This is a genomic window from Sodalinema sp. (genome assembly GCF_046483825.1).
In the GTDB taxonomy this organism is placed as follows: Bacteria; Cyanobacteriota; Cyanobacteriia; order Cyanobacteriales; family Geitlerinemataceae; genus Sodalinema.
In genome coordinates, this window is record NZ_JAWOCL010000250.1 from 1 (window position 1) to 11,192 (window position 11,192).

Consider the following 11,192-nt stretch of genomic DNA (forward strand, 5'->3'; position numbering starts at 1 on the left):
CCAATATGCCCGGTTCTGTTCCCCGCACGGCAACGCAATCGTTGAATCATAGTACCCTCCCCTATGTGTTGAAGTTGGCTGAGTCGGGGGCGGGGGCCATTGAACAGGATGCGGCGATCGCGGCGGGAGTCAATGTGCGAGACCATCAATTGGTTCATCCGGCGGTGCGTGAGGTGTTTGGGGATCTTTAGGGAACAGGGAACAGGGAATAGGGAATAGGGAACAGGGAATAGGGAACAGGGAATAGGGAATAGGGAACAGGGAACAGGGAACAGGGGGGAGAAGGGAACACTGGAACAAGCAAGAGGATTAGGTGAGGTTCATGGCGTGTTGAGCATCGGCGAGGTGTTTGGCGAGGGTTTCGGGGGGGAGGGGGCCGCGCAGATGGGACCAGGGGAGAATACGATCGCCGTCGTAATTCTCATGCACATAATCCTCTAACGGCGGAAGTTGTCCTCGTAACTCTTTGAAGGCTCGCTTATAACTGCCCACCGTATCACCATAGTCTCGTACTAACTCTAACAGGTGCGATAGACGGCGATCGCCCCGCGCAATCAACGCCTGAATCACTGACCAGTTATAGCTTTCTGGGCGAAAGTCCATTCCCTGCGATCGCAAAGCCTTCTCCAACCGCTGCAACCGTTTCTTGGCCCGAGGATTCACCCCATAGCCTTGAAACGGAGTATGGGCCTTAGGGACAAAGGTACTACAGCCGAGAGTCAGCCGTAACCCCGGAACCTCTCGTTTCAACTGCGTCATCATGGCCACCGTTTCACTGACATCCTCATCGGTTTCACCGGGAATGCCCACCATACCGTAGAGTTTAACCCCTTTCAGACCGCCCGCCTTGGCCTGTTGCGCCGCTTGCACAATCTCCTCATTCTCCAACTTCTTATTAATCACCCGTCGCAGCCGTTGCGATCCTGTTTCCACTGCAATGGTGATCGATTTCGTCCCCCGCTTCGTCAAAATCCGGGCCAACTTGGGAGTTACGGTATTCGTTCGCACCGAGGCGATACTCAGCCGTAAATCATCGTAACGGTCTTGATCGAGATAGTCCAACACCGCCTCAAACTCGGGATGTTGGGTAATCGAGGCCCCCAATAACCCCAAGCGATGACTCACCGTTAAACCCCGTTCAATGGCCGGAATCAGAGAGGCTTCCAAACTCGCCGTACGAAAGGGAAGCGTCAGATAACTGGCTAAACAAAAGCGGCACATTTCTGGACAACTTCGCACCACCTCCACCATATAGATATTTTCCCAGGCGGCCTGTTGCGTCACCACCGACGAGGCCGATAGCGTATTACCACGATAGGTTTGTTTCTCGACTTGGGGGGGAATCTCAGCGTCGCTGGGGGTAATTGAGGCGATCGCCCCATCGCGACGGTGATAACGCACCTCATATAAACTGGGAACATAGAGTCCCGGAACCTGGGCCAAACGTCGTAATTGCTCCTCCCGCGAGGCCCCCCGCACCTCCTGATAGGCGTTGAGGAAATTCGGAAGTAGATCTTCCCCATCCCCGAGCAAGATAATATCGAAGAAATCGGCAAAGGGTTCAGGATTGGCCGTCAACACCGGGCCACCGCCAAACACCAGCGGCTGGCTATTTTGGCGAAACTCAGAGCGTCGGGGAATCTGCAACGATTCGAGCAAACTAAGGATATTCACATAATCGAGTTCCCAGGAGAGGGAGAACCCCAACAAATCGGCTGTATCGGGGAGGGGTTCGCTGATATCCATAAAGAGGCGACTGACTGAGACATCCTCCCGCATGGCCAAGCTGGCCCAAATCACCTGATAGCCGAGGCTGGTAATGCCGACACTGTAGGTATTGGGAAAGGCAAAAATCACCTCCAGAGCGTTCGCCTCTGGGGAGACGGGTTCAAACAACAGGCGTTCATCGGCAAAAACAGAAGCATTCACAGGGTTGGCACTCATTGGGTAATGGCTAAGGCTAATGGCTCAGATAGGGGGGTAACAGACAATCGAAGTAGGACAATCAAGACGGCGAAAAGTGGATACCACTAGACGCGGTGTTTCGGGCGTTTTGGATGTCCTCTTTAATCTGTCTTGGATTTAAGATAAATCTGTCTCAAAACGAGGATATCAAAGGGGTATCCCTTCATCTTAACGAGGATTGGGGCGGCTACGGAGGGGAGGGGGGCGATCGCCTCCAACAGACTCGGTAATTTCATCGACGTGGGGGGAGCGATCGCGTTAGAATGGCGGGGAAGCATACGTCTTTCCCAAACTTTGAATGCTACATCGCAAGCTCTATCAATTCTGCTGTGAAGGTCGTGAAGTCTGTGTCTTTCTACGAGATCAACAACGCTGGATTGATCGCGCCCAAATCATCGACATCGAAGGAGATCTCGTAACCATCCGCTACGAATCCGACGAAGACGACGAAATCTGTGCTTGGGAAGAACTTGTGCGTCTCGACAGCATCGGTTCCGTCAGCCAGAAACTGGCCAGCGTTCCCAAGTCCGGATTTGAACCGCTCATCGCCGATGACTGTCCCGACTCCGAGAAGATTCGCAAGAGTCATCCTGAGTCTAACCCGGACTAGCCCCTCGGGGGAACTCGTCCCTAACAGACCGGGTGGCCCAGTCGCCACCCGGTTGTTGATTTTCCCGAAACGCTCCCCTTCGCTTACGGGTGTGGTAAGCTGAAACTCAATGTCGTGCTTCTGTTGTTTCTTATGGCTCGCTACACTGCTATCTTCGTTGTAGCCGCTCCAGTCGAGCACGTTAGGCAGATTCTGCCTGAACTCCTCCAAGCGTGCGACTTCGAGCCAATCTATCAGACCGAAGATTATTTTATGGCTCGGGAAACACCGGGACGAGTTTCGTTTTCTAAACTGGTCACGGTGGATGTTCTGATCGATGTTCCCATTGACGATAAACCGGAAGTACGGCTGAATTTCGTGGTCAAAAACGAAGAACTCCCCCTGCAAGTGAACAACCACTGTCAGATGATGTTCGAGGCCGTCAAAGCCGCTGTCGTTGGGAGTGAACAGTGGCAACTCCTAGAAACTGTTTCCGGGTGAGTTCCCAAAGGATTGTCCAGAACCCGCTTCCCCCAACCCGATGACCGAACCCCCCAACATCCTAGCGAGATTGGGGGGTTTTTGCCTTAATCGCGAATCTGAACCGGCATAACGAGGTGGATCATCTTCGTGCCGCCGAGGGGGGTTAGAATCACCGGAGAGGTGGCGCTATTTAACTGAAGTTGAATCTCTGTCGATTGCAGATTTCGCAGCGATTCCATCACATACTTGACGTTAAAGGCAATCTCGAGGCTGTCCCCGGAAATTTGGGCCGGTAAGCACTCACTCCCACTGCCGACATCCGCCGCATCGACCCCTAGAGTGACCTGCCCGGCGGCACTATCAAAGCTAAACTTGACAATGTTATTCTTGCGATCGGCGATGACGGCAATGCGTTCTAGGGCGCTTAAGAGGGCGCGGCGATCGAGATTGGCTTGATTTTCAAATTCACGGGGAATCAGTTGACGATAGGCGGGATAAGCCCCTTCTAGGGTACGACTGGTGAGCCGACGGTCTTCGACTTCAAACACCGCCTGTCCTTCGTCAATCGAGAGGGTTAAGGGGGTGGCGGCGGCCCGTTTGCCGATGGTTCGTTCGAGTTCCCGTAGGGCCTGGGCCGGAACGGTGACTTCAAAGACTTCGCCCTCTTCGAGGTTCATGGCCGGGGCATCGGCATCGTTGAGGGCCTCGACGACGGCTAGACGATGTCCGTCGGTGGCGGCAAATTCAATGCCATCGGCCCGAACGGCGAGGTGAACCCCCGTTAAGACTTGTTTGGTTTCGTCGGAACTGGTGGCAAAGAGGGTCCCCCGTAAGCCTTCGAGGAGGGATTCACTGCCGAGTTGGATGACTTTGCCATCTTCAATGGCGGGGAGTTCGGGAAATTCCTCGACACTCATTCCCTGGACGGTATAGTTTCCTGAGAGGGAGGTGAGGGTGGTTTGATAACTCTCGTCGTCTTGTTCGAGGGTGAGTTCGCCGTCGGGAAGCCGCGAGACGATGTCATTGAGTAGTTTTGCGGGTAGGGCAACGTCTCCACTTGATTCGACTTGGGCCGGGAAGCTGGTCCGAATCCCTAGGCTGAGATCGAAGGCGGTTAGGCGGATTTGTTGCTGTTCGGCATCGGCGGTGAGTCGGACGTTGGCTAAAACCGGATGCGTGGGACGAGAGGGGACGGCGTGAATGGTGAGGGAGAGATGGGTGTTGAGTTCCCCTTGGGTGCAAACCAGTTTCATAGGAAAATCGATTAACAGGAGATGTTTGGGTCAAAAATCAGGAGCTGTTGGGCAAACAAACAGCTTTAAGAGAGTACCATAGGCCTCGACGGCACGGGTTGGGGAGGCTTGTTAACCTTGATGGTATTACCGCTGAGGGCGATCGCCTCTCAGATTTTACTACTACTGGTGTCGGTGGCGATCGAATCGACGGTGTTTCATCGCCGCTTGGCCATTAGTCGCCGCATGAGTGTCCAATATGCTCTGGTGATTGACCTGCTGTGCATTATATTGGGCTGGATTGGCTTTTTTATTCTGGTGGATAATTTTGCGACTCATCCCTGGGTGATTCAGGTGATGGGATATCTGTTTACGGGGCGGTTTGTGGCTCGTCCCGGCTACGATGGGATTGAGCCGGTACTGGCGATCGCCACGATCATTGTCTTTTTTGCCAGCTTTTTTATCAAAAGTCAATGTCTCTATCTGTTACAGCGGTTCAAGATCATCTCCTTAGAGAGTCAAGTTTTTTATGAGCACTTTAACTCATCGAAAACGGAACGATTGATTCGCTATGAGATCCGGGTTGACCAAGATCGGACGATTTTGCTGGGCCATGGCCTGAGTCACGGGGCCATCTTTATACTGCTGGTGGTGATGATTCTCGGGCTGGGAGTCGCTACGGAGTGATGATTCGGATTGAGAAAGCCGCCTCAGTTGAGGCGGCTTCTGACGATGGTGTATTGCATTTTTTAGGTGCTAAAACGGTTTTTAAATCGAACGGGTAACGGATTGAGCCAGGTTTGCCAAGATGTTGACCGTTAAACGAAGCGATTGAGGAACTCGGGGAGTCTCTCAGGCGGTTTCGAGCCAGTCAAAAATGCGATCGAGTTGTTCGAGGCTGATTAGGCCATATTGCCATAAGACCATCGGGAAGGCGTTGGGGGCGTTTTCGCCGTGACGCAGGGCCAAATCGATGGAGTTGGAGGGAACGGATAAATCGTCCTGTAAAAAGCGAATGAGTTTTGCGAGTTTGTTAAATTTCATGATTTTAAATTGAGTCCGTCTTCGGGACATTCTTACTATGCACTATATTTGAGGGCCGCTCTGCGATCGATATAACCCTTTCGTTGTGATCTTGATCGCTCTGGACTGCGATCGCCTGATTCTCTCGTCAATCCGGCAAAGTCCGCCTGATTCGGGCGATCCCCACTAACCATAAGTCCGTGTTATCTCTGAGGTGCGATCGCCCTTAACCGTGATCCCCAACCGACCTTTTTCCAGATTAGGAATCTCTACATCCTCTCAGATATCTGGAAAAAACGTCAGTTTTTCCAACAATCTTTAGATGATTTCCTAACATCAGTAGTCCCACGGAAGACTCACGTGATGACTCTGATTTCCTAGGCAACTTTGCGGAGTCAGGGACTCGAGGATTAGCCAACGTCCAAGGGATGACCACCTCGGGGAAGAGTGAACTCACCCCCCGCAACCGCCTCGATCGGCCATCCAAGATAGCCAACGCGACGAGTCACTAACGCTAGGGTTCCCAAACTTGGGAACAATCCACCTAGCTGACGAAGATTACGACTGAATTTGTCTGAATGGGTGAGAAAAAGCCGTACCCAGACGACCTTTTCCCAACAATCGGGATGACTGGATTCGAACCAGCGGCCCCTTCGTCCCGAACGAAGTGCGCTACCAAGCTGCGCTACATCCCGGTGTTAACTGTTAGATGGGCTAACCATCCTAACACACGATAGTGTAGCACAGACTTAAACACTTGGCTATCAATTTTTGTCAATCTAGTTATCAATCCCGGCCAAGACCGACGTGGTGAAGCCGGCCGCCGATGTGAGCTGACCGTGAAGAGAATCGATCGCCCCCAAGCGGCGGTCAACCCGAGACTATTTCAACTTCTGCTTGATAAACGCGAGAATCTGCGAGACTTGTTTTTTCAAGCCAGCCACTTCCTTCTCTAACCGGGCCACCTTAGCGTGCAGAGCCGCCACATCCTCGCCACCGCCAGCCGAAGCCGCCGCTGGAGCCGCTGCGGCGGCTGGAGCCGCTGCGGCGGGGCCACGAGATTTTTTGGACTTGGCCATCGCCGACTTAATGGCCCCGAGAAGCTGTTTCTTCTCAAACGGTTTCTCGATAAACTCAAAGAACTCAAACGGCTCAGAAATCTTCTCGGTGACCTCTTCCTTGCGTCCCGACATCACCAACAGGGGAATTTTACGTAGATTCGCGTCGGCCTGAATTTCCTGAAAGACCTCCCAGCCGCTTCGTTTGGGAAGCAGGAAATCCAACATAATCAGACTGGGCTTATCGGAGTGAATCTTATTCAAACCTTCTTCACCATCCTTGGCTTCGACCACATCGAAGTTCCCCGGAGGCAACATACTTTTAACAGTTTTCTGGATGACACGGCTGTCATCAATGACCAAAATTTTGTGACTTGCCACGACTGACTCCTTGAGCGGTGCGCGAAGGGATAGGCTGAGGGATAGATGCTATCTAGTGTACCCCACCGGATATAGTCTATCAGCTAGGGCAAACCTCCGGTCGATGTAACATAGTCGAAACAGGACCGACCCGCGATCGCGCGGCTGGGTCATCCTGCACCTGTCCCGCGAGTATTATCCTTATCTATATCTATCATGAGCGATCGAGACCGCCGGGCGCAACGGCGCGCCGAACTGGCGACACTTCCCCCCTGGCTGCGTCGTCCCCTGGGCCAGGCCAGTGAGATCTCCAGAGTGCAGCGAATTATTAAACAGCGACAGATTCACACCATCTGCGAAGAGGGTCGCTGTCCCAATCGGGGCGAATGTTACGCCCAAGGAACGGCCACCTTTTTGTTAATGGGGCCGACCTGTACCCGATCTTGTGGTTTTTGTCAAGTCGATAGTGGTCATGCGCCCATGCCCCTCGACCCGGAGGAACCGCAGCAGGTAGCCACCGCCGTTGAACAATTGCAATTGCGTTATGTGGTGTTAACGGCTGTGGCCCGAGATGACTTAGCCGATGGGGGTGCGGGTGGGTTTGTTCAGACGATGCTGGCGATTCGCGATCGCTCCCCCGAGACTCAAATCGAGGTCCTCACCTCGGACTTTTGGGGTGGCCGGGAGGCGGGAACTTCCCCGGAACAGCTACAACAGCAACGCATTGAACAGGTTGTTGCAGCGAAACCGGCCTGTTTCAACCACAACCTCGAAACCGTGCGTCGCCTTCAGGGGCCAGTACGTCGCGGCGCGAAATACGATCGCTCCCTCAAGGTCTTGCGTCATGTCAAACGTCTCAATCCCAATCTGCCCACGAAATCCGGTTTGATGTTAGGCCATGGGGAAACCGAGGCGGAAATTATCCAGGCCATGAAGGACTTGCGGGCCGTTGGCTGCGATCGCCTCACCCTGGGACAATATATGCGTCCCTCCCTGGATCATCTCCCCGTGCGCCATTACTGGCATCCTGAGGATTTCGATCGCCTCGGAGACATCGCGCGAGATCTCGGCTTTTCTCAGGTGCGATCGGGTCCTCTGGTGCGGAGTTCCTATCATGCCGGAGATCCGGCTCCCTAAGCCCCTTTAAGCCCCTAACCGTAGGCAAATTCGTAGGTTGGCGATCGCGTCAGGCGGATTTGGGCCAACGCAAACACCGTGGGAATGATGCGGGCATAATTCGTCGCCACCGCACGCCAACAGATATCGGCAAAAAACCAGGCCCATAACGCCGGCCCCACAAACGCAAAGACCGAACGAGTCGCCGTATAGCGGGCCGTGGCCGTCGCCATACCCCGACGAGCCATCTGAACCCCCACATAGCCCTTTAACTTAGCCGCAGCGGCGGCCCCTCCCTTGAGGGTTTCCTTCGCCAACTGATGGCGGGCAAACTCAATGGCGAACTGTCGCGCCAGTTGATTGAGTAACAGGGGACGTAAGACCGAATTCACGGCGATCGCACTGCCCCCCTTCAACAGCCAACCCACGGGATCCCGTTGCACATGAAGGGGTAACGGTTGCGCGAAATCGGTTTTAGCCAATGATTTCTGAACCCGAACCATCAAGGCCGCTTGTTCAGCTTGCGGGAGTTTATCCCAGGCCCGTCCCATCAAATGCAGAAAAATCTCCGCTTCCAAATCCGTTGTAGAGAGAGATTTAGAATAGGGAATCCGCAGATAGTGACAGACCTGAATCAACACTCTGCGGTAGGAGATCTCATGACTTTGCCCCCGTAACACCGTCAGTCCATCGGCAGCTAGGAAACGAAAGCGGTCTTCGATCGCATCAATCCAACCTTGGCGATCGCGACTTTGCAATTCCAAGGGATCAACAGGCTTCATATAATCCAGGGGATTAAAGCGAGGGCGAAACAACAACTGGGTTAACCCATGCAGTTCTTCCTCGGTTGCCAATTCTAAGGCTGTTCTTAACTCATCCACCATCGGGTCCCTCCCTCACCTATCCCCCAGTTCGACTGGGGCGATACATCGATTGTACGTTCGTTTAACTTGACAAAGATTACCTCCCGATTGTACCGCCGATTGTAGCGCCCGTTGTCCGTTCACCCGAATGAGGTGATTTCTCCGCTCAGCCCAGGGCCGTCGGTTTAGCCAACAGCAACACCCACAACCCCGCCAGGGCCAGGGCAATCAAAATTGAGACCGCATTCAGACGAACCTGCATACTACAACCTGGGAGTGACAACTGAGCCGCTCTCGACTCCTCCCCATTCTAGCGCTTGGGTTCACCGAGCAACGAGCGCTCAATCGGGGTTACTCGGCCAAAACCAAGGGAATATGGATATCGAGAGCCGAGACCCCCTCCTCAGCAGGAGAGGCCGCCATCCCCACCCCTTGGATGGTTTCCAAGAGAATCACCGCCTCAGGGGTGAGGACTTCCTGGGTTTGCAAGGTGACCAAATCCAAGGAATTGCGGATGGCTTCAACATTCGCAAACATCCGGCCGCCATAGGAGGGTGGGAAGCGTTCCTCGATCTGAGTAAAGGTGGAATTTTGAGCGAGGTTGTTTGTTGGCGGTGTCAGGGCCAATTCCACCATGGGCCGTGTTATCCCCAGGGCCAAGAGATTGGCTTCGGGCCAACCATAGCCGAGGAGTGTTTCCCCGGCTACGCCAAACATGGACAAGGTCCATTGGGTAATTGACACGTTCTCTAGGGTGGTTGACTCAATGCCGATGGGCAGTCCAAACCCCTCTTGGGCCAGGGTTCCCAGCTTGTCTAGGCTGGCATCGAGGGTGGTGCGATCGCTGCTCTCGATAAAGGCCATCGCCCCCACGCCTAGGGTAGACGAGAGGCCGGGACGACCTCCAGCGACGGGAATCACCCCCAGACTAAAGGTTCCATCGAGAGGCGCAAAGATTTCGCGATCGATATCAATCCCAAATTGGGCGACTCCCGCCCGTAGTTGAGCCAAGAGTGCGTTTCCTTCTGGGGTTTGTTCAACCCATTCGGTCCATTGGGTCCAGGTTTGATCGAGGTGACTTCCTTCGATTAGGGCCAGGGTATTGTCTGGGAAGCGATCGATCCGAGAGTTGGCCAGAGGTTGAATGGGGGTGTTGAGGGAGGACTCCTCAGGAACACTCAGCAGGGTTCGCAGATGGAGTCCGATCTCGGTAACGCCAATTCCGGCGACGATCGCCCCTGGGGTGGTTTCGGCGAACTCGGCCGGTGGAGATTCAGACCCATCGAGTTCTTGTAAGTCGGCGAGATTGGCAATATAGGCTTGTAGGAGTGGGGTCTCGACGGGCTGCGATCGCAACAGATCTCGCATCTGACCTTCACGGGCAAAGGAGGTGTTATCTTTAGCTGTATCGATCGCCGCTTTGACCACATCGGGCCGATCGCCCACGGCTAGATAATCCCCCAACACAGCGATGCTATAGGACTCGGGTTCTGTTGACTCCTTCCCAGATTGGGGGGCCATGGTCACCGTTGAAATGGTGGTATTGCGATAGGTTTCTTCCTGTAATTCCTTGTCCTGAGACCCTTTGACGCGGTTGGCGAAGGCCAGGGCCTGGATTTTATCTCGAATCCCGACGATGGCCAGCAGGCGTTGGCGATCGCCCTCTGTATTGGGAACGAGGGCTAACATAACATTGCCAATCCAAGGTTTGAGATCACGATTAAAGTCCAATTGGGTATCTTGGGCGAGATCTTGCTGAAACTCAGCAATCAGCGTTTCGACCGAGGCTTGGGCTTCGGGAGTCCCAAAGCGTTCTAATTGTCCCCAAACAGACGCATCCATCTCGATGTAGAGGGCCATGATCGCCTCAGCGGGAACCGCCTCAGCGCCCTCCTGGGGGGAGCTTAAGGGACTCGGACGCAGCCGTAACCAACCATAAGCGATCGCGCCGGTTCCTAAGACGACTGTGGCGGCGATGGCCATGGGACGCCACCAACCCTTGGGGGTTTTCGACTCTTTCGCGTTTTTCATGGAAGACCTCTTTTTCTAGCGACTTGGTTCAGCTAACCACCCGACTCTGGCACAAACGGCTGACTCCTGAGATGGCCGTGGTGGACCCAGCAGTCATTGACATCCTCCCACGCTAATTCAAAGAATATAGCGTGGGATTCCCACCATCACTGATGAGATTTCCTCTTTCCACGACTCGACTTACTTTGAGGAGTTTCCCCACCAAGGCAGAGGTCGATATCTCCAGAGGCGTGAGTTTCCGTATGCCCTACGGTACTTAATCCTAATTCAAGGATGTTAATCCCCTTGATCAAGTAATTCCCCTAAGGTCAATGATTTGGGTTTGGGTTCCATTTCTATTTAGGTTAGGCAAACTCAAGATTCTGGCTCTGGAGCCATGCCCACGCAGCCTCTCGATTTCCGAGGCTCCAGGACTCCACTGAAAGCATGATCTCATCAGCTCGATGTCCCAGTCCTTCATCCCATGACACAT

At 53.9% G+C, this 11,192-nt stretch carries 11 protein-coding genes, 1 tRNA gene and 1 pseudogene; 5 read left to right on the forward strand and 8 right to left on the reverse strand.

Annotation, left to right across the window (positions count from 1 at the left end):
* Positions 1-191: pseudogene (locus R6U67_RS15815) on the forward strand (alanine dehydrogenase); the annotation flags it as partial.
* Positions 192-309: 118 nt separating this feature from the next.
* On the opposite strand, the gene R6U67_RS15820 reads toward R6U67_RS15815, so the two are convergent.
* A complete protein-coding gene (locus R6U67_RS15820) occupies positions 310-1,944 on the reverse strand; it encodes a B12-binding domain-containing radical SAM protein (protein WP_410253442.1) in 1,635 nt (544 codons plus the stop codon).
* Positions 1,945-2,066: 122 nt separating this feature from the next.
* The gene (locus R6U67_RS15825) at positions 2,067-2,243 is read right to left on the reverse strand and encodes a hypothetical protein (RefSeq protein WP_410253443.1); all 177 of its coding nucleotides are present in this window, start codon (positions 2,241-2,243) and stop codon (positions 2,067-2,069) included.
* 20 nt (positions 2,244-2,263) lie between these two features.
* Between R6U67_RS15825 and R6U67_RS15830 the strand changes: the two genes are divergently transcribed.
* Both R6U67_RS15830 and R6U67_RS15835 read left to right on the forward strand, forming a co-directional pair.
* Positions 2,264-2,575, forward strand: a complete 312-nt coding sequence (locus R6U67_RS15830) for a DUF6679 family protein (RefSeq protein WP_410253444.1) — start codon at positions 2,264-2,266, stop codon at positions 2,573-2,575.
* A gap of 132 nt (positions 2,576-2,707) precedes the next feature.
* On the forward strand, positions 2,708-3,055 hold the full coding sequence (locus tag R6U67_RS15835) for a hypothetical protein (RefSeq protein ID WP_410253445.1): 348 nt from the start codon (positions 2,708-2,710) through the stop codon (positions 3,053-3,055).
* 86 nt (positions 3,056-3,141) lie between these two features.
* Here the strand turns inward: R6U67_RS15835 and dnaN are convergent, their stop codons facing one another.
* The gene (gene dnaN / locus R6U67_RS15840; protein WP_410253446.1) at positions 3,142-4,290 is read right to left on the reverse strand and encodes a DNA polymerase III subunit beta; all 1,149 of its coding nucleotides are present in this window, start codon (positions 4,288-4,290) and stop codon (positions 3,142-3,144) included.
* Between the two features lie 120 nt (positions 4,291-4,410).
* On the opposite strand from dnaN, the gene fraC reads away from it, so the two are divergent.
* Positions 4,411-4,956 carry a filament integrity protein FraC gene (fraC, locus tag R6U67_RS15845; protein ID WP_410253451.1) on the forward strand — a complete coding sequence of 182 codons (546 nt, stop codon included), beginning with the start codon at positions 4,411-4,413 and terminating at the stop codon, positions 4,954-4,956.
* A 165-nt stretch (positions 4,957-5,121) separates the two neighbouring features.
* On the opposite strand, the gene R6U67_RS15850 is transcribed toward fraC, so the two are convergent.
* The 3 genes from R6U67_RS15850 to R6U67_RS15860 all read right to left on the reverse strand — a co-directional run bounded on the left by R6U67_RS15850 (position 5,122) and on the right by R6U67_RS15860 (position 6,731).
* Positions 5,122-5,313 carry a DUF2949 domain-containing protein gene (locus R6U67_RS15850; protein WP_410253447.1) on the reverse strand — a complete coding sequence of 64 codons (192 nt, stop codon included), beginning with the start codon at positions 5,311-5,313 and terminating at the stop codon, positions 5,122-5,124.
* Positions 5,314-5,913: 600 nt separating this feature from the next.
* Positions 5,914-5,987 (reverse strand) — tRNA-Pro (locus R6U67_RS15855).
* 186 nt (positions 5,988-6,173) lie between these two features.
* Positions 6,174-6,731, reverse strand: coding sequence for a PleD family two-component system response regulator (locus tag R6U67_RS15860; protein ID WP_410253448.1), 558 nt, complete (start codon positions 6,729-6,731; stop codon positions 6,174-6,176).
* 195 nt (positions 6,732-6,926) lie between these two features.
* Between R6U67_RS15860 and lipA the strand changes: the two genes are divergently transcribed.
* Positions 6,927-7,847: a lipoyl synthase gene (gene lipA, locus R6U67_RS15865; RefSeq protein WP_410253449.1), complete on the forward strand. Its 921-nt coding sequence runs from the start codon at positions 6,927-6,929 to the stop codon at positions 7,845-7,847.
* A gap of 14 nt (positions 7,848-7,861) precedes the next feature.
* Here lipA and R6U67_RS15870 read toward each other — a convergent pair whose 3' ends face one another.
* Both R6U67_RS15870 and R6U67_RS15875 read right to left on the reverse strand, forming a co-directional pair.
* Positions 7,862-8,707: a YaaW family protein gene (locus R6U67_RS15870; RefSeq protein WP_087705460.1), complete on the reverse strand. Its 846-nt coding sequence runs from the start codon at positions 8,705-8,707 to the stop codon at positions 7,862-7,864.
* 333 nt (positions 8,708-9,040) lie between these two features.
* The gene (locus R6U67_RS15875; protein WP_410253450.1) at positions 9,041-10,720 is read right to left on the reverse strand and encodes a DUF3352 domain-containing protein; all 1,680 of its coding nucleotides are present in this window, start codon (positions 10,718-10,720) and stop codon (positions 9,041-9,043) included.
* Positions 10,721-11,192: the final 472 nt, after the last annotated feature.